The organism is Anaeropeptidivorans aminofermentans (assembly GCF_940670685.1).
Lineage (GTDB): Bacteria > Bacillota > Clostridia > Lachnospirales > UBA5962 > Anaeropeptidivorans > Anaeropeptidivorans aminofermentans.
This window is the reverse complement of the sequence record NZ_OW711693.1, coordinates 3,728,007-3,746,048: the sequence shown is the minus strand read 5'-3', so window position 1 is coordinate 3,746,048 and position 18,042 is coordinate 3,728,007. Positions and strand designations below refer to the sequence as shown.

General features: G+C 40.7%; 15 protein-coding genes, 2 tRNA genes, 2 rRNA genes and 1 pseudogene. 15 read left to right on the top strand and 5 right to left on the bottom strand.

The genetic code is table 11. The features are described 5' to 3' along the window. Nucleotides 1-110 precede the first annotated feature (110 nt). The 4 genes and pseudogenes from NBX03_RS15785 to NBX03_RS15770 form a co-directional block, all read right to left on the bottom strand. On the bottom strand, nucleotides 111-464 hold the full coding sequence (locus NBX03_RS15785; RefSeq protein ID WP_250228718.1) for a hypothetical protein: 354 nt from the start codon (nucleotides 462-464) through the stop codon (nucleotides 111-113). Nucleotides 465-604: 140 nt separating this feature from the next. Continuing rightward, nucleotides 605-1,171: pseudogene (locus tag NBX03_RS15780) on the bottom strand (sugar phosphate isomerase/epimerase family protein); the annotation flags it as partial. Nucleotides 1,172-1,216: 45 nt separating this feature from the next. Next, the gene (locus NBX03_RS15775; protein ID WP_250228717.1) at nucleotides 1,217-1,369 is read right to left on the bottom strand and encodes a hypothetical protein; all 153 of its coding nucleotides are present in this window, start codon (nucleotides 1,367-1,369) and stop codon (nucleotides 1,217-1,219) included. A 130-nt stretch (nucleotides 1,370-1,499) separates the two neighbouring features. After that, on the bottom strand, nucleotides 1,500-2,072 hold the full coding sequence (locus NBX03_RS15770) for a hypothetical protein (RefSeq protein WP_250228716.1): 573 nt from the start codon (nucleotides 2,070-2,072) through the stop codon (nucleotides 1,500-1,502). A gap of 723 nt (nucleotides 2,073-2,795) precedes the next feature. Here NBX03_RS15770 and NBX03_RS15765 point away from each other — a divergent pair. From NBX03_RS15765 to NBX03_RS15750, 4 genes are all read left to right on the top strand, one after another. Beyond that, nucleotides 2,796-5,705 (top strand): 23S ribosomal RNA (locus NBX03_RS15765). A gap of 238 nt (nucleotides 5,706-5,943) precedes the next feature. Beyond that, nucleotides 5,944-6,015, top strand: a tRNA-Glu gene (locus NBX03_RS15760). A gap of 83 nt (nucleotides 6,016-6,098) precedes the next feature. After that, nucleotides 6,099-6,216, top strand: a 5S ribosomal RNA gene (gene rrf, locus NBX03_RS15755). Between the two features lie 45 nt (nucleotides 6,217-6,261). Then, nucleotides 6,262-6,332, top strand: a tRNA-Cys gene (locus tag NBX03_RS15750). Between the two features lie 506 nt (nucleotides 6,333-6,838). Here NBX03_RS15750 and NBX03_RS15745 read toward each other — a convergent pair. Then, nucleotides 6,839-7,501, bottom strand: a complete 663-nt coding sequence (locus tag NBX03_RS15745; RefSeq protein ID WP_250228715.1) for an HAD family hydrolase — start codon at nucleotides 7,499-7,501, stop codon at nucleotides 6,839-6,841. A 37-nt stretch (nucleotides 7,502-7,538) separates the two neighbouring features. Here NBX03_RS15745 and NBX03_RS15740 point away from each other — a divergent pair, with 37 nt between their 5' ends. From NBX03_RS15740 to NBX03_RS15690, 11 genes are all read left to right on the top strand, one after another. After that, nucleotides 7,539-8,363: a MurR/RpiR family transcriptional regulator gene (locus tag NBX03_RS15740; RefSeq protein WP_250228714.1), complete on the top strand. Its 825-nt coding sequence runs from the start codon at nucleotides 7,539-7,541 to the stop codon at nucleotides 8,361-8,363. Between the two features lie 258 nt (nucleotides 8,364-8,621). Then, entirely contained in the window at nucleotides 8,622-9,023 is a 402-nt protein-coding gene (locus NBX03_RS15735) for a PTS sugar transporter subunit IIA (protein WP_250228713.1), read from the top strand. Continuing rightward, nucleotides 9,020-9,490 carry a PTS sugar transporter subunit IIB gene (locus tag NBX03_RS15730; protein WP_250228712.1) on the top strand — a complete coding sequence of 157 codons (471 nt, stop codon included), beginning with the start codon at nucleotides 9,020-9,022 and terminating at the stop codon, nucleotides 9,488-9,490. Before NBX03_RS15735 ends, NBX03_RS15730 begins: the two co-directional genes overlap by 4 nt. 152 nt (nucleotides 9,491-9,642) lie before the next feature. Continuing rightward, entirely contained in the window at nucleotides 9,643-10,398 is a 756-nt protein-coding gene (locus tag NBX03_RS15725) for a PTS mannose/fructose/sorbose/N-acetylgalactosamine transporter subunit IIC (protein WP_250228711.1), read from the top strand. Between the two features lie 4 nt (nucleotides 10,399-10,402). After that, nucleotides 10,403-11,239, top strand: coding sequence for a PTS system mannose/fructose/sorbose family transporter subunit IID (locus NBX03_RS15720; RefSeq protein WP_250228710.1), 837 nt, complete (start codon nucleotides 10,403-10,405; stop codon nucleotides 11,237-11,239). A 34-nt stretch (nucleotides 11,240-11,273) separates the two neighbouring features. Further along, on the top strand, nucleotides 11,274-12,365 hold the full coding sequence (locus NBX03_RS15715) for an SIS domain-containing protein (protein ID WP_250228709.1): 1,092 nt from the start codon (nucleotides 11,274-11,276) through the stop codon (nucleotides 12,363-12,365). Between the two features lie 99 nt (nucleotides 12,366-12,464). Continuing rightward, nucleotides 12,465-12,842: a GrdX family protein gene (locus tag NBX03_RS15710; RefSeq protein WP_250228708.1), complete on the top strand. Its 378-nt coding sequence runs from the start codon at nucleotides 12,465-12,467 to the stop codon at nucleotides 12,840-12,842. A gap of 19 nt (nucleotides 12,843-12,861) precedes the next feature. Continuing rightward, a complete protein-coding gene (locus tag NBX03_RS15705) occupies nucleotides 12,862-14,148 on the top strand; it encodes a glycine/sarcosine/betaine reductase component B subunit (RefSeq protein ID WP_250228707.1) in 1,287 nt (428 codons plus the stop codon). A 14-nt stretch (nucleotides 14,149-14,162) separates the two neighbouring features. Beyond that, nucleotides 14,163-15,470, top strand: a complete 1,308-nt coding sequence (locus NBX03_RS15700) for a glycine/betaine/sarcosine/D-proline family reductase selenoprotein B (protein ID WP_250228706.1) — start codon at nucleotides 14,163-14,165, stop codon at nucleotides 15,468-15,470. A gap of 319 nt (nucleotides 15,471-15,789) precedes the next feature. Continuing rightward, the gene (locus NBX03_RS15695) at nucleotides 15,790-16,551 is read left to right on the top strand and encodes a response regulator transcription factor (protein ID WP_250228705.1); all 762 of its coding nucleotides are present in this window, start codon (nucleotides 15,790-15,792) and stop codon (nucleotides 16,549-16,551) included. 897 nt (nucleotides 16,552-17,448) lie between these two features. Further along, nucleotides 17,449-18,039: a 5-formyltetrahydrofolate cyclo-ligase gene (locus NBX03_RS15690; RefSeq protein WP_250228704.1), complete on the top strand. Its 591-nt coding sequence runs from the start codon at nucleotides 17,449-17,451 to the stop codon at nucleotides 18,037-18,039. The last annotated feature ends 3 nt before the right edge of the window (nucleotides 18,040-18,042 follow it).

Genomic DNA, 18,042 nt, shown 5'->3' with positions numbered 1-18,042 from the left:
ATAAAGATATTTGCTGACTATAAGAGAACATTCACTTGAAAAAGCTTTTACAGCTTTACTGCAAGGATTTTCGATTCACTAATAAACTATAAATGAATGCTTGCTTTAAACTAACTTTCGGTATCTATTGTAGAACCGGGAGTCGTTGTGCCGGAGTAATTATTGTAGTAATTACTGTTGTTATTCGCTCTGGAAGTTCCGTATCTTGGGCTTAAAGATGAGCCGCTGTTATAGCCGTAGTATCCATAATTATATGGGCTGTTGTATCCATAGTTATAGCCGTAGCCGTCGTAATTATATCCATAGCCGTTATTATCATAACCATAGTAATCATCATAATTATAGCCATAGTCGTCTACTCTATATATGGAGTTCGTAAGGTTTCTTCCGTCAGCTGCGCCACAACCTGTAAGCGCAATAACAGAAGCAACCGTACCGGCTACCAATATATTTTTTATATTCATTTAATTATCCCCCTTAAAAACAAATTTTAATTTATAGCTCACGCTATGATTTTATTTTATCCCGCCTCTGTTTTTAGATACTGTATTAATTATGGATAGGGGAGTAAAATTTGTAATTAATTTAGTGAAAAATTAAAGAATTATCCGATTTGTTTTGCTCTTTCTAAAGCAATTTTTAAAAATTCAACAGGCTCTTTGATGTTTTCAAAGCCCTTATTCAAAGTTTCCAGTGCAATAGCGCCGGCATATTTAAGCGAATTTAATTTTTCATCGACTTTTTTCCAGTTTACACTTCCTGTAAAGGGCAATGCGTGAACGTCTTCCGTGCCGTCATTGTCATGTAAATGAAGGGCAATCAGCTTATCTCCATATAAATCAAGCAAATCAAGATTTGGCGAATAATAATTTTCATGGCCGCTGTTAAAACAAAAATATAATTTATTTGATTGAACATTTTTAAAAACAAAATCTATGTATTCCGGATTCCCCTGATTTTCTATTGCAAGATTAATATTATATTTTTCTGCTTCTCCGGCAATTCTTTTGAACCGCTCGATACCAATATCCTCCGCCGGCAAAGGTGTCATGCCGTTTATGGGGTGAAGAACAAGAGTGGGAATTTCATAAACAGAACAATCTTTAATACAATTAATAATATGAGCCGTATAATCCTCACCTGCTATTGCATCTTTCCATATGGTATTGGCATGGAGATAAGGCCCAGGGGTATTTTTAACAGATAGTCCGGCTTCTTATGCATATTTGGGAAATTCCTTATAATCGCTGTCAAAATAATTCGCCCACAGCAAAATAACACCGTCAAAACCGGCGGTTTTAATTGCCTTCATTCTTTCCTGAGGGGATAAATCATACCCGAAGTAATCAACAATGGTATATTTTCTCATAATGCACTTCTCCTCCTATAAATTTGCCCTTATAAAACCTTTTTCAATGAAATAAGCATATACAGGCCGTACCGTTTTCAAAAGCAGAAAAGGCTCTGTTATTTATTAAAAAAACGGAAAAACAAGGCTTTTACAGCTTAATGAGGGATTTCATAATTTTTTCGATTAAAATGAAGTAATCCTCCATTTCATAATCAAGAGCTTCTTCATGAATATGCCATGGCCATGCACCGTAAGAGCCGCCTATTTCCCCGGCAATAAGCTGATTAATTTCGGAATCAGACAAAATAAGCTCCGTTGCATTTGCATATAAGGCATAAGCTGATATTTTATTGATGATTTCCTTTAAATCATCGGGTATTTTATCGTAATCTGTGGCGCTTTCGCTTAAATCCAGCTCACAAAGCAAAAAAACCGTTCTCGTGGCATAAAGCTTATAGCTTATTTTCAAATCGGCGGTTTTTTTGTTATATAATATGATATCCTCTTTTATTTCTTCATCAGGAAGATAAATTAAATAAGTATCTTCCACAACTTCCCTTTGAATGATTTTATCTGTGATGCTGTCTATTTTGTCTTGTTTATAATTTGCAGGAGCTTCACTTTTCATACAGGTAAAATTCAGAGAAAAAAAGAACATATTAGCCGCCAAAAGAAAAATTAAAAACATCTTTCCTTTATTTTCTTTATAAAAATTATACATTTTTACCCTCCTGTAAGTACAGTAACTATAAAATTAAACAGTAACGAAACCCTATGTTCACGTAGACTAAAAGATATGCTGTTTCTGAAAAATCTGTGTTTTTGAGTCTATCATGAATAGATTTTTTACTTCTTTATGAGCACTTTGCTGTATTATAATAAATGCTTTCTGCATTTCTTGAATTTATTTAAAAACCTTTATTGATATCTTATAGAGTAGTTTTTACTCCTATCATGCCCTATTTTACTAATAAAAAGACTTTATAAAAATAATTTTAAAAAATTAAAATTATATTTGACAGAAACCTGATATTATGATAATATACTAAAGCGTCTGATTGCGAAACATATTAGACGATAAATAAAATAACAGTACCTTGAAAACTGAATAGAGAGAAGAAGAAAAACAATTTCATCGGAGTGCAGAGAGAAGCAGGAGAAATGAAAATTTCAAATGAAGATTAAAGCATGACGAAAAAAGAAAATGTTAGGTCTGAAATGGTCTCTTGATAAGTAAATTATTACTTATCGAGAAAAATAAATGTATTACTGAAGAGAATAAATGAAGAGTTTTAAAACCTTAGGGTTTTAATTTAATCCGCAGAATGGGCTTTGCCCATTGGAGGAAAACAGCGTGTTTCAAGGCTTTTGTAAAAAGCCGCAGGAATAGCTGTTTCTGCCTTCAGTAAATTTCGTAAAAATCGCAAGATTTTTACGACACAAAGGTCAAGCTAAAAAGAGCAAAGGGAGAATGCCTTGGCACCAGAAGCCGATGAAGGACGTGGCAAGCTGCGAAAAGCTGCGGTGAGGCGCACACAGCCTGTGACCCGCAGATGTCCGAATGGGGAAACCCGGCAGAGAAAAGCTCTGTCACCCGTACATGAATTCATAGTGTGCGGGAGGGAAACGTCGTGAACTGAAACATCTAAGTAGCGACAGGAAAAGAAAACAAAAGTGATTGCGAAAGTAGTGGCGAGCGAAATCGCAAGAGGCCAAACCAAGCATGCTTGCATGCTCGGGGTTGCGGACTGCAAACGTTATTTTGCGAGGGTAGCTGAACGGTTTTGGGAAAGCCGGCCGAAGAGGGTGAAAGCCCCGTAAGCGAAACTTAAGCAAAGACAGCAGAATCCAGAGTAGAACGGGACACGAGAAACCCTGTTTGAAGCCGGGGGGACCACCCCCCAAGCCTAAATACTAACTGGTGACCGATAGAGTATAGTACTGTGAAGGAAAGGTGAAAAGAACCCCGGGAGGGGAGTGAAAGAGAACCTGAAACCCTTTGTTTACAAACAACGGAAGTGAGAACGACCGTGTACTTTTTGTAGAACGGTCCGGCGAGTTACATTCATAAAGCGAGGTTAAGTACTAAGAAGGTACGAAGCCGAAGGGAAACCGAGTCTGAATAGGGCGTCTAGTTTTATGAAGTAGACCCGAAACCGGGTGACCTATCCATGGTCAGGTTGAAGTTACCGTAAAAGGTAATGGAGGACCGAACGCACATCTGTTGAAAAAGGTGGCGATGAACTGTGGATAGCGGAGAAATTCCAAACGAACCCGGAGATAGCTGGTTCTCCTCGAAATAGCTTTAGGGCTAGCCTTATACAAGTCTTGTGGAGGTAAAGCACTGAACTGGCGCGGGGCCCTAAAAGGTTACCAACCCAAATCAAACTAAGAATGCCATAAAGATGATGTATAGGAGTCAGACTATGTGAGATAAGTTTCATAGTCAAAAGGGAAAGAGCCCAGACCAACAGCTAAGGCCCCCAAGTCCGTGTTAAGTGGAAAAGGATGTGGGATTTCAAAGACAACTAGGATGTTGGCTTAGAAGCAGCCATACATTCAAAGAGTGCGTAACAGCTCACTAGTCGAGAGAACCTGCGCCGAAAATGTCCGGGGCTAAAACACGGCGCCGAAGCTATGGCTTTTACTATTTACAAGTAAATAGTAGAGGGGTAGAGGAGCATTGTACAGTAGGAAGAAGCGGAACTGAAAGGGACCGTGGACGAAGTAGAAGAGAGAATGCCGGAATGAGTAGCGAGATAAATGTGAGAAACATTTAGGCCGAATGTCTAAGGATTCCTGAGTAAAGCTAATCTTCTCAGGGTAAGTCGGGACCTAAGGCGAGGACGAGAGTCGTAGTCGATGGACAACAGGTAGAGATTCCTGTACTGCGTATATTCAGAACTGCAGGGAAGCAGGAGGATAGGAAAACCGGGGAAAGGAAATACCCGGGCAAGCACAAAGGATAGATTAGGAGGAAAACCCCTTAATTGTTTCTGAAGTGTGAAGCGGAGTGAAGAAAAGTAGCGAAGTTTCTGAATCCACACTGCCGAGAAAAGCTGCTATTGCGATATACGTACCCGTACCGTAAACCGACACAGGTAGACGAGGAGAAAATCCACAGGCCGACGGGAGAAGTGTTGTTAAGGAACTCGGCAAAATGACCCCGTAACTTAGGGAGAAGGGGTTCCAGCGCAAGCTGGACACAGAGAAGAGGCCCAAGCGACTGTTTATCAAAAACACAGGTTTCTGCAAAACCGCAAGGTGAAGTATAGGAGCTGACGCCTGCCCGGTGCTGGAAGGTCAAAGGGAGAGGTTAGGAGCAATCCGAAGCTTTGAACTCAAGCCCCAGTAAACGGCGGCCGTAACTATAACGGTCCTAAGGTAGCGAAATTCCTTGTCAGGTAAGTTCTGACCCGCACGAAAGGCGTAACGATTTGGGCGCTGTCTCGACAACACACCCGGTGAAATTGAACAGCCAGTGAAGATACTGGCAACCTGCGACAGGACGGAAAGACCCCATGGAGCTTTACTGCAGCTTAATATTGGGATTAGGTTACACATGTACAGGATAGGAGGGAGGCAAAGAAGCCTGGACGCTAGTCTAGGTGGAGCCGCCGGTGGGATACCTCTCTTGTGTAACTTGGTTTCTAACCCTAAGCCGTTAACCGGATAGGGGACATTGTTAGGCGGGCAGTTTGACTGGGGCGGTCGCCTCCGAAAGAGTAACGGAGGCGCTCAAAGGTAACCTCAGAATGATTGGAAACCATTCAAAGAGTGTAAAGGCAGAAGGTTGCTTAACTGCGAGTGAGACATCACGAGCAGATACGAAAGTAGGACTTAGTGATCCGGTGGTAACAAGTGGGAGTGCCATCGCTTAACGGATAAAAGCTACCCTGGGGATAACAGGCTTATCTCCCCCAAGAGTTCACATCGACGGGGAGGTTTGGCACCTCGATGTCGGCTCATCGCATCCTGGGGCTGAAGAAGGTCCCAAGGGTTGGGCTGTTCGCCCATTAAAGCGGTACGCGAGCTGGGTTCAGAACGTCGTGAGACAGTTCGGTCCCTATCCGTCGCAGGCGCAGGATATTTGAAGAGGAGCTGTCCTTAGTACGAGAGGACCGGGATGGACGAACCGCTGGTGTATCTGTTGGATACCAAATCCATGGCAGAGTAGCCAAGTTCGGAACGGATAAACGCTGAAGGCATCTAAGCGTGAAGCCGCCCTCAAGATAAGATATCCCATGCCGAAAGGCAGTAAGGCCCCTTGAAGAGTACAAGGTAGATAGGTGAGAAGTGTAAGTGCGGTAACGTATTGAGCGGACTCATACTAATAGGCCGAGGGCTTGTCCAATAAAAAGGGTATATGAAAATATATCAAAGATGCAAAGCTAAAGAAACAGCTTATCGAAAGATAGCTTACGCTATGGTTAAGCATCACATCGTTTCAGATCCTTCTTTCTCTATTTAGTTTTTAGGGTATTGTAAAATATTAATGTGTTTTGCTTATTAGGGGTTGCAAAAAATATAAAATGTCATATAATAGAATTGTTCCCTTAAACAATTAGCAGAGCCGTTATTAATTAAATTTTGGCCCGTTGGTCAAGCGGTTAAGACACGGCCCTCTCACGGCTGAAACAGGGGTTCGATTCCCCTACGGGTCAGCAAATAAAGTAAATATTAGCCAAAGCTAATGATATAAATTTCAATTTTTCAAAGTAAAAAGAGTATTTTTAATTAACAACTTTCCGGTGGTGATGCGTCTATGGGAAACATCCGTACCCATACCGAACACGACGATTAAGCCACAGACGGCCGATGGTACTTGGCGGGAGACTGCCCGGGAGAGTAGGTGGCTGCCGGATTCCAATTAAAACCAAGGAGCTTGTCTCTTTGGTTTATAATAACATGGTACCATAGCCAAGTGGTAAGGCAGAGGACTGCAACTCCTTCACCCCCAGTTCAAATCTGGGTGGTACCTTTACTAAAAACATAGGAAATCCAAGGTTTGTAGAAGCCTTGGATTTTTTGTTAAATTTTGACTGATGTTTATGTAAATATCTACAAAATATATTTTTTAAGAAATATTATAGTAAATTCCTAAATTGTCAGGTCAAGTAAGATTAAGTGTGAAGAAAGACATAGAAAGAAAAATTCCAACCAAGAGACTTTTTGGGGCTGAGGTTAATAAGAAAAAGAGATTTAAAAATTTAAAAGAAGAAAACAAAACAAATCAGTTTCCTTAGAGGAAATTTTTCTTAATAAACTGTTTCTATATTCGCCGTTGCCTTTTTAATGAGAACAATAAGACCTAGTAAAATAAGAGTTAAGCATAAATTTTTTGTAATGGATACCCCAAGCAGATAACAAAAGAAGTCTTAGCCGAAGATGCAGGAACAAGCACCGCTGGGGCTCTGTCTTTGAAAAGTTTAGCTTATACCTATTTGACCAAATCAAAGAATATTATTATAATATAATTACTGGTGTCTAATCAGCAGGAAGATTTTCAAGAATATTGATTACCTCGTTGAGGCTGTTTACGACGGCCAGACAATTATTTTTTATAAAATCCGTAGGCTGCATTAAATCCACCACCATAACAGCTTTTGCACCTGATGCAATCGCTCCGGTTATGCCGTTATAGGAATCCTCAAGTATCATGCAGTCTTTAATAGGAAGCTCCATGACTTCGGCTGCTTTCAGAAATATTTCGGGGTTTGGCTTGCTTGCCACTACCATGTCGCCTGTTATGATATGGGTAAAAGGGTTTTCAATATTGCTGTGTTTAAATGTGAAGAGCATTTTATTGTATTTTGTTGAGGTTGCCAGGGCTGTTTTAAGACCCCGGGAATTAATGTATCCCATAAGTTCTATGAAGCCGGGCTTTGCAATAAGACCGTCGGCTTTAATTATTTCATTTATTTTTTTGTGACGCCAGATGTATGCAGCTTTTGCAAGCTCGATGCTGCCCATAATGTCTGAATACTGGCTTATGATATCATCATGGCTTGCTCCCATTAATTTATATAGTTTGCCGTAGTCAATTTTTATATTAAATTCCTTTTCCGCAAGATGCCATGTTTGATAAGATATTTTCTCTGTATCAAATATTACGCCATCCATATCAAATATAATGCCTTTAACCGCCATAACAATTCTCCTTATAAATAAAAGTTGGGGGTAAATCATGAGCGAAATACTTTATAAGCTGCTATTTATATTAAATCAAAAGCCGGAAGGAAGCACGTTTTACAGTATAGCCATGACGCTTTTGCTAAATATAGACCATCTTGAAAGCTTCAGTATTGAAACTATTTCCAGGCTGTGTAATGTATCCAATTCAAGCGTCAGCAGATTTTGCCGTAAAATCGGATATGAGGATTTTTTTGATTTTAAATATTGCCTGCTTCATGATGTGTCAAATGATTTATACAGAAGCGAGTTAAACAGCAGGCTTTTGGATAACTCAATGGATTTCTACGAATACAGGCAATTATATATGGATGAAATCAGCCGCTGCTATAGCGCTGTATTGGATAATATTAACCTTCATGAGGTTGACCGGCTTGCCCGGGATATTATGACTTATCAAAAGGTTATTGCAATGGGGCTTCTCCATTCGGAATACGCCTGCCTGACCCTGCAGGCAAAAATGATAAAACTTGGTAAGATAATCATTACTCTTATCGATACGGATGCGCAATATGATTATCTGCGCAATTCCTCGGATGAAAATTCTCTGATTCTCATATTTTCTATTACCGGAAACTACTTGCATAATACATTATTTAAAGCAAAGAATAAAAAAAGTCATATAAAAGACACGAAGGCAAAGGTTGTTTTGCTGACCAATAACAAAGATTTTGAATATCCCGACCTAGTAGATGAGATTATTTATATGGGAGGAGACCTAAGTAAAAACGGACTTAAATTCATAAATAATCATACCTTACTGGCTTTTGTTGATCTGTTAGTATATAGGTATGGAAAGATAATTAGTGAAATTAAATAGCTATTATGCATTCATTACTATAAAATGGCGCCGAGATGTCGCCATTTTTTGTTATGTTAAAAACATATCCGGGTTATCTTAAAAATCTCTTCTATAAAATTATTTGCTTCATTTCATATTCATAATAACTATAGCATTTCTAAAAAAATAAGCGGCACTTTTTAATAATTTGCAAAAGTTTTCAAAAAAAGAAAAAAATTAAAGACAGTCGGAAAATATGGTTAAATAATAAAAAGAACGATGACGGAGGGACCCTTTATGGCAAATATCATTATTGCAACACATGGGAGAATGGCGGAAGGCATGAAGCATACATTGGAAATACTCACAGGGCGCGGAGGCGCTGTCGCTATGAATTGCTTTTGCGATAGTATAAATACTTTGGATGACATAAAATCAAATATTATAAACGCTCTGAACGCAACATCAGAAGATATTATCGTTTTTACAGATATAAAGGGCGGAAGCGTAAACAGGGCAGTTTCGGAGCTTTTGCCTTATAATAGCCGGCTGCATGTTGTTTCCGGGGTAAACATGCCTCTTCTTCTTGAAGTTGCCCTAGGCCAGGGTGAAACGGAATTTGTTATAAAACATGCATTGGCGGCGATTCAGAAGGAAACCATATATATGAACGAATTATTGGGAGGGATGGATATATGATAAAATTGGTTGATATTGATTACAGGCTGATTCACGGACAGGTAGTCTTCGGTTGGGTCAAATGGCTTAATATTGAGTATATAATCGTTGTAGACGATAAATCCGCCTCTGACAGCTTTGCGGCAAGTATGCTGAAGCTTGGCGTTCCCCACGGCGTAGAATTTCGTGTTCTGCCTGAAAGCAAGACAGATGCCATACTGACCAGTGAAAAGGTAAGAAATAAGAACACGATGATTGTACTGCCGGACGTAGCGGAAGCCTTAAGATTTGTTAAAAAGGTCCCCACTGAGTTTGTTAACATCAGCAATACAAAACAAACGGAAGGCGCAACCGCCTATTCAAACTGCTGCTTTTTAAACGAGAAACAATTAACAGATATCAAAGAGATGATGGGCATGGGTATCGTAATCGATGCATTTCCAACCCCCGACAGCCCATCAGGTATCCATTTAAGCAAATCCCTTTAAACGGCTTTATCCGCCTTCAATTGCGCGCGCAGGGCGGTTTAGTTAAATATTTAAGTTCAATATCCGTCAAACCCTATGGAAAGGCTCCATGGGAAGGTTTGATTAGTCCAAGTTCCTATTTTGAAACCTAGAATTTAAGAGGAGGCAAATTAATGTTGATTCCAGCTTTATTGGTTGGCTTGGTGGCACTTATAGGAAGAGCGGAGGGCCGGTTTGGCTGTCAGCTGTTTTTAGAGGAACCCATTGTATTATGTCCGCTTACAGGTTTTCTTTTGGGAGACCCCATAACAGGTCTTTTAATTGGCGGAACATTGCAGTTGGTATTTTTAGGCAATATGGGCATAGGGGCTGCAACGCCGGCCGATCAGGTGCTAGGCTCTGTTTTGGCTACGGCTATTGCAATATTATCCAATCAGGGTATGGAGATTGCCGTGGCTTTGGCAGTGCCTGTTGCGGCCCTTGGTCAGGCCCTTGTAATCCTTGTAAGAACTACCTTTAACGTTTATTTCGTAAAAAAGGCGCGAAATTACGCAAGCGAAGGTGACCCCGCCGGCGTAACGCGGATGCAGATTTTAACGGGTATTGTCTATTGTATTATTACGGCGTTTGTTCCGGCATTTTTCGCTATTCTCGCAGGCGTACCGGCTGTGCAGGGTCTTTTGGATATGCTTCCGGAGGTTATTATATCCGGGCTTAAGGCAGCCAGCAAGATGCTTCCGGGTCTTGGCTTTGCAATTCTTTTCACTCAGATGTATCAGAAAAAATATCTGGTTTTCTTTGCGCTCGGATTTGTAATCGTAGCTTATTTAGGCATGGATACGGTCGGCCTTGCGGCGCTTGCAGTATGTGTGGCTGTAATATTCAGTCTTCTTTATAACCAAAAACCTGAAGAAAGCGAGGAGGTTTAAGCGTATGGAAGAGGCTACATTAAATAACGATAAAAAATATGAGGTTGACAGGGCTACGCTAAACAAGGTTCAGTGGCGCTCGTGGGCTTTCCAGGCGGGATTTAACTATGAAATAATGGGCGGAATGGGATATTGCTTTATGGTTATCCCGGCTCTTAAAAAACTGTATCCCGATAAACAGGATTTGAAGGAAGCGCTTGAAAGAAATATTGTTTTGTTTAATACTACCGGCCAGTGCGCCCCTTTTATCGCAGGGATAGCGCTTTCAATGGAGGAGGAATACGCTAATAAAAGAGATTTTGACCCCTCAGCCATTAACTCGGTCAAGGTTTCGTTAATGGGACCTCTCGCCGGTATCGGTGATGCATTTTTCCAGGGTGTATTGAGAATTGTCGCCAGTGCCATCGGCGTAGGCATGGTGATGCAGGGCAATGCCCTTGGGGTGCTCCTTGCATTAATTGCTTTTAATGTACCTTCTCTGTTTTTGCGTATTAAGGGCCTGTATGTTGGCTTTGACCTGGGAAGAAGCCTGCTTATAAAAATATCTGAAAGTAATATCATGCAGCGTATTTCCATGCTGGGCTCCATAGTTGGTTTAATGGTCGTAGGCGGTATGGTCGCATCCATGATAGGGGTTTCAACCTCTTTGGAGTTTGCAACCAACAGCGGCGTAATTAACGTTCAGAGCCTTTTGGATTCTATTGCACCGAAGCTTTTGCCTCTTGGCGTATTTGCAATTATGTATAAGCTGGTGAAGAGCAGAGTTAAAGCTACATATATCCTTTATGGAACGCTGGCAGCAGGCATTATACTTACATGGCTCGGCATATTCAATTACTAGAAAAAATTACTAAAAGAATACTGTGAGGTTAAAAATGGTTAAAACAATGGATGATTATATGATTGAAGCACAAACTCTGGCTAAGACAAATGTTGAAAACAGAAAAGAAATAACCAAGAAGTTTGTGGATGTAATGAAAAAGAGAAAGTATAAAAGAATTTTTATTGTGGCCAGCGGCAGCAGTTATAATATCGCAAGCAACGTACGGTTCTTTATGCAGAAATATCTTAAAATGGAAGTAAAGCTCCAGTGGGCGGCAACATTTCTATATTATGATATGGAAAGCGTAGCGGAGGACGACTTAGTCGTATTCATGTCACAGGGCGGCCATAGTACGAATACGGTGGCGGCAGCAAAGCACATGAAGGAAAAGAAGATAGACGCTATCGCTTTTACTAATTGGGTTGAAGCTCCCCTTAAGGACTATGTAAAGGTGGTTATCGGCTATAACAGCACCCCCGGCGATAAATTCGTAACAAAGGGTCTTATTATGAGCAGTCTTTTTATGATGCTGTGTACCCTTGAGGCGGCGCTTTCGCTGGAGCGCCTGACACAGGCTGAATATGATTATCTTATCGGGCAGATTACAAAGGCCGTTATGAAATTGCCGGAGGCAAGGGAGGCCGCAATAAAATTCTATAATGAAAATAAAGAGTTTTTAAGAGATATGGACAGAGTAATGACCGTGGGATGCGGCCCTACATATGCAACGGCGCTTGAAACGGCGCTGAAGCTAACGGAAACCTATGGCTGTCCGGCCAATGCATATGATATGGAGGAAATACTCCACGGACCTGCCTATGAAATATATCAGAACCATACAATTATTATTGTTGACGCTGAAAATCCTGAAATACACGGCAGGTTAATGGAAATCTATGAAAAAATGCATCTTTTGACGTCCAGAGTAATACTTATTACAACTGACGGGTCAATAAAGGGAGATTATGTGCTTCATATTGATAAAGGGGATATTGAAGAGGAAATCGCCGTGCTTTTTCTCATTGTGCCTTTTCAGTATATTTCCCACCAGGTATGCGAGGATACTCGGGTTACAAGCATTGACAGGAGAAATGCAAAATTCCAAAGAGAAATGGCTACAAAGCTTCCGGGCAACAGATTTTAAGCTTATGGATTAATTTAAAAATTATGAAACAAACCCCTGAAGCGAATATATGTAGGGGTTTGTTTTCTTATAATGCTAATTTACAGGGGAGGCTTATTTATGAGGGCTTTATGCCTAACAAATAATCCGGCAATGATAGACTCTTTGGACGGAAACATTCAAATTATATATCAGGATATAAGTGTGATTGAGCTTTTGGAAGCGGCCAAGGTATTGATAGCGAAAGGGCACAGGCTGATAAGTCATCCTCTATATGGGAATATTCTGCCTGATTATTCCCCCTATAAAAGCATATTGCTATCCGTATTTGAGGGGCACAAAGAGTATTTAAGCGCAGAAACCATAGATAAAGCAATTTTACATACAAAGAGGCTTATGAGTTCAGAAAAAGCCCATTATCCGGAAGATACAGACATACTGAATGACCTGCAATTTATTGATAAATGCATTGTTTCAAGCTGTATCAGCTTATTATAGAAAAGGAAAGGAGCTTAAGATGGAATATACTTTAAATAAGTTTTACGTTCATGATATGTGTTTTTCAGATAAAGGCTTTTATGAAAAGGGCGTTGTCTATATTAATAAGGACGAGCTTCGTAGCGTCCTTATGGAAGATAAAAACATAGCCGGTGTGGATTTTGAAATCGCTAGGCCGGGAGAATCTACCCGAATTGTTCCCGTAAAGGATATTATTCAGCCGCGGTATAAGGAATCGGGCGGAGGGCAGGTATTTCCAGGCTATGTGGGAGAGGTCGCTACGGTTGGAGCAGGAGTTACCAATTCTCTTGAAGGATGCTGTATAGCAACTACAGGGAGCATCGTTGCGTTTCAGGAGGGGATAATAGATATGTCCGGCCCCGGAGCTAAATATAACAGTTTTTCAAAGATGATTATCCTTGCTCCGCTTATTACCCCCGTTCAGAACATTGACAAGCATACCCATGAAGAAACCGTCCGAATAGCCGGCCTGAAAACAGCTGCTTTTCTTGGAAAACTTACTTTGGGGCAGGAGCCGGACGACAGACTCTGCTTTACCCGTGAGCCGTTGTGCGAAATGGGAAGGCTTTACCCTGATCTGCCGAAGATAGTATATACATATATGATACAATGCCAGGGCCTGATGCATGATACCTATGTTTACGGTCTTAATGCAAAAGGCATGCTCTCGACACTGATACAGCCGACAGAGGTGCTTGACGGGGCCATCGTAAGCGGTAACTGTGCATCCCCCGGGCATAAAAACACTTCGTTTCACCATATGAATAATCCTGTAATTATGGACCTTTTACGGCGTCACGGAAAGGACCTGTGCTTTGCAGGGGTAATACTGACAAATGAAAGCGCCATGCTTACAGATAAAATTAGAAGCGCCTATTACGCCAGCAATCTGGCGCATCTAATCGGCGCTGACGGCGCTGTTATTACCGAGGAAGGCGGCGGAAACCCTGAAACGGATTTAATGCTTAACTGCAAGCATCTTGAGCATAAAGGCATTAAAACTGTACTTATTACCGATGAATACGCAGGGCGGGACGGTGCGTCCCAGGGCCTTGCAGATGTAACGCCGGAGGCGGATGCCGTAATTACAAACGGCAACGGAAATGAATATGTCAGACTGCCTAAAATGGAAAAGATAATAGGAAATATTGAGAATGTCCGAATTATTACCGGAGGAAATGCTGAAAGCATTGCAGACGACGGAAGCGTTTCGGTGGAAATTGCTGCTATAATGGGTTCAATATGCGAGCTGGGATATGAAAAAATGTCAACCAGGCTGAAATAAATGGAGGTGATTATATGGAAAAAAGGCGCATTATACACTATATAAATCAATTTTACGCGCAAATCGGCGGAGAAGAAAAAGCAGATATCCCTCCCTTCGTTAAGGCAGGGCCTGTAGGCCCAGGGATATTAATTAACGATTTATTGGGGGATACGGCTGAAATAGCAGCTACAATCGTATGCGGCGATAGTTATTTTGCTCAAAACCAGGAGGCGGTTCTTGAATATATTGCAAATGAGCTAGAGAAGTATAACCCAGACGGCTTCATGTTGGGTCCGGCATTTAACGCGGGCCGGTATGGACTTGCCTGCGGCGCAGTAGGCAGCATGGCCCGTGAGAAAATGGGTATTCCCGTAGTAACGGGCATGTTTCATGAAAATCCCGGCGCTGAAATGTACGCAAAGGATATTTATATTATTTCAACGACTTCAAACGCTGCCTCAATGAGAAATGCCGCTCCGGCAATGTGCTCACTGTTAACCAAGCTGCTTTTAAACGAGGAAATAGGCTTCCCTGAAGATGAGAGGTACTTGCCTCAGGGATATAGGGTTAATGTGTGGAAGGATAAATGCGGAGCCGAAAGAGGTATTGATATGCTTTTGCAAAAAATCAAAGGTGAGACCTTTACGACCGAGCTTCCCATGCCCGTATTTGACAGGGTTGAGCCGGCCCCTGCCATAATGGATTTGAAAAGTGCCAAAATTGCTCTGGTGACCTCAGGCGGAATTGTACCGGCCGGAAATCCCGATAGAATTGAATCGGCAAATGCCTCCAAATACGGCACCTATGATATATCTTCAATTGATGACTTAAATGGGAAAGCGTTTATAACCGTTCATGGCGGGTATGATCCGGTATACGCCCTTGAGGACCCGGACAGAGTATTGCCTTTAGATGCCATGCGGCTGCTTGAGAAGGAAAAACAGTTTTCTTCATTGGATAAATACTTTTATTCTACTGTAGGGAACACAACCGCTGTTTCAAGCGCGAAAAAATATGGAGAGGCCATCGCGGAAAGGCTTCTTGCTAGCGGCGTAAACGGTGTTATTCTAACGTCTACCTGAGGAACCGATACGCGTTGCGGTGCAACGATGGTAAAGGCGATTGAAGCAAAAGGCATCCCTGCGGTACATGTATGCACCATTGTTCCAATATCCCAGACAGTTGGGGCAAATAGAATATTACCGGGGGTAGCCATTCCATATCCAACGGGAGATCCAAGCCTTAGTAAGGATGAGGAATTGTCACTCAGAAAGGAAATGATGCTGAAAGCCCTTGAGGCTTTGAAAACTCAAGTGAAGGAGCAGACCATATTCGGCTAAAGTGTGCAGTTGCTATTATATTTATAATAAAAAATTTAAAAATGATTTGTAATGCAGTTGGGGAATATGAGCTTTCTGTTAGGATAAGTAAAAATATAATTTTCATCCATATAGACACTTGGTTAAAGCCGCTTGTACTTTGCTTGCTTTTTCTTATATTCAGAAAGATTTCAGACATTGACATTTAGTGATAATATACAATATAATATTGTTAAATGGGAAAACTATATCTGTTTGCGCAAATGAATATTATTAAACTAGCTAATGGTTGGCAAATGTGACTATAATGGCTGTCGGTATTATTTGTGGAGGAAATTATATGAATTATTTCAATGTAGAATTGCCTTGGATTAATATTCATGAATTTTTGCTTAAAACAGGTAGTATCCGTGTGCCCAAAGACTTTTGCTTATATCTTACAGAAAATGTTAATAAACTTATCCCTTATGACCAAGCCCGAGTTTATTTCATAAACGACAACGGAAAGGTGTATGATACGGTATTATACGGCGCCGACAGGAATTGGATAGAAGCCTATTTGCAGTATTATTCTAAAATTGAGGGAGGCCGCTATTCTATTGGCAGGGAAGGCCAGCGCTCTAAGTCGAATGTGGTAAATCATACTTTTGACTGGTCAAATCCGGAGAATAAGAACAATGAATTTATTATGGATTATATCAAGCCGCAGGGTCTTCGCCACAGCTTAAGTATTCTTTTTCATGATGCTTCCGATCTTACGAAGACAATTATCACCTTTGACCGAACAAGCAGCAGTGAATATACGCAAAAAGAAATCTTAATCTTTAATATAATTCAGTCTCACTCAGATAACCTTCATAAAAATCTTCATGTTTTACAGAAACGTGACCGAAGTAATTTGGCTGCAAAGGAATCCAAGGAATTATTGACGCAAAGAGAATCCGAAATTGTGCATCTTATCTGCGAAGGCGTAACACCGGCCAGTATTTCTCAAAAGCTTTGTCTTAGTACGTCCACTGTATATAAGCACATTGCAAATATTTATGCCAAAATGAACATTACGAACCGGCAGGAATTAATCCTTACGATGCTGAATAAATAGTACATGTACATATATTTATTAATAATTAAAGGCGATGCGATAATGCATTGCCTTTTTTAGTGCAGATTAACACCATAGCCGTAAAATTTGCTTGAGCGTTCCGGAAAATCAACGGAGATTTCATTTAAAAAAATATAAAAATGCTCTTTAATCTTTTTCTTTTTGGAGGGAAAACGCTTTTATGAAAACCCGCTTAAAGCCTGTGGGATTTCATAAAAGCTAGTCAGGATACACTTTAAATGTTTTTGACGAAGAAATTGCTTTTTTAGATGAAATAAATTGCTCTTGCAAATATTAAAAAGGCTTTGGTTCAAAAACTTTAAAATAAAACATAGAAGCAGACACCGGAGAAAAAGCACAAGCTTAAAATGCATATTCCATAATGGCTATATCCGTTGGGCGGAGGAAAGACACAGAAAGATTTTCTTTAGTGTATCTTGTTATGTCTTCTTATAGGATATATACTTCTACAAATGGGCGTATTGTTTGGAATTACCAAGCAATACGCCCATTTGTCTTTCCGGCTTATTTGTGATTTGTGTGTTTATAGTAAGTTTTATTTAAGGAAGCAGAAAAGACCTAATTGCAAGCAGCTCAAAGGTACGGGCTTTCTTCGGAGACGGTACCTTTTAAGCCACAGTGCATATACGGTTTTTGTTACGGTTCAATTTAAAATTTACTATATGGGATACTCTTTCGGTATTTGCCTCAGGTATATTTTCGGCCGTGTGTATGCTGGACGTTGGAGTATAAAACTGTCTCTATATATAAGATACATAAAATTATGTATTTCAATCAACTCCCAAAGAAGGTAAATTGATAGTAGAAACAGCAGGATAGATGGACTTCGATAAAGGATTTCAGCTATGTCTATGATTGAGAGAGGAGGGGGTATTGTTGGATATTGTAGCGGAAAGAAAAGCGCGGCAGCGCAAAGAGGGGATTTCAGCACGGAAGGGATTAGACCAAGATGCGGCTAAACGATATAGCCGGATAATCTCTGAAAGACTTCTGGCAATGCCTTGTTACAGCTATATTAAAACAATATTTTCCTACCAAGCATTTAATGGTGAGGCAGATATTACATATTTTAACGAGCAGGCTGTGCGAGACGGAAAGAGCGTTGCTTATCCTATTTGCTATGGTGACGGGCAAATGATTGCCGCCGTGCCCATAGATTTGGAAGCATGGGAAATTGGAAAATATGGCATCCGTGCGCCGCGAAAGGAGCGTTCTTATATCATTAACCCCTCCGAGATTGATTTGGTCATTGCTCCCTGTACTGCCTTTGACGGTTCCAGCAGAATGCGGGTAGGTATGGGTGCGGGCTACTACGACAGATATCTGCCCCAATGCAATAATGCAATTAGTATCGCAGCCGCTTATGAAGTTCAGGCGGTTCAGGGTCAAATTGCCTGCGACCGATGGGATATTCCATTGAATGGAATTGCAACGGAGGCAAATTTATATTTAGAACAAGGACTTTAAAGG

What these genes read in the sequence shown, in the direction of transcription:
- NBX03_RS15785 (WP_250228718.1), bottom strand. Translation starts at nt 464, where the DNA reads ATGAATATAAAAAATATATTGGTAGCCGGTACGGTTGCTTCTGTTATT.
- NBX03_RS15775 (WP_250228717.1), bottom strand. Translation starts at nt 1,369, where the DNA reads ATGAGAAAATATACCATTGTTGATTACTTCGGGTATGATTTATCCCCT.
- NBX03_RS15770 (WP_250228716.1), bottom strand. Translation starts at nt 2,072, where the DNA reads ATGTATAATTTTTATAAAGAAAATAAAGGAAAGATGTTTTTAATTTTT.
- NBX03_RS15745 (WP_250228715.1), bottom strand. Translation starts at nt 7,501, where the DNA reads ATGGCGGTTAAAGGCATTATATTTGATATGGATGGCGTAATATTTGAT.
- NBX03_RS15740 (WP_250228714.1), top strand. Translation starts at nt 7,539, where the DNA reads ATGAGCGAAATACTTTATAAGCTGCTATTTATATTAAATCAAAAGCCG.
- NBX03_RS15735 (WP_250228713.1), top strand. Translation starts at nt 8,622, where the DNA reads ATGGCAAATATCATTATTGCAACACATGGGAGAATGGCGGAAGGCATG.
- NBX03_RS15730 (WP_250228712.1), top strand. Translation starts at nt 9,020, where the DNA reads ATGATAAAATTGGTTGATATTGATTACAGGCTGATTCACGGACAGGTA.
- NBX03_RS15725 (WP_250228711.1), top strand. Translation starts at nt 9,643, where the DNA reads ATGTTGATTCCAGCTTTATTGGTTGGCTTGGTGGCACTTATAGGAAGA.
- NBX03_RS15720 (WP_250228710.1), top strand. Translation starts at nt 10,403, where the DNA reads ATGGAAGAGGCTACATTAAATAACGATAAAAAATATGAGGTTGACAGG.
- NBX03_RS15715 (WP_250228709.1), top strand. Translation starts at nt 11,274, where the DNA reads ATGGTTAAAACAATGGATGATTATATGATTGAAGCACAAACTCTGGCT.
- NBX03_RS15710 (WP_250228708.1), top strand. Translation starts at nt 12,465, where the DNA reads ATGAGGGCTTTATGCCTAACAAATAATCCGGCAATGATAGACTCTTTG.
- NBX03_RS15705 (WP_250228707.1), top strand. Translation starts at nt 12,862, where the DNA reads ATGGAATATACTTTAAATAAGTTTTACGTTCATGATATGTGTTTTTCA.
- NBX03_RS15695 (WP_250228705.1), top strand. Translation starts at nt 15,790, where the DNA reads ATGAATTATTTCAATGTAGAATTGCCTTGGATTAATATTCATGAATTT.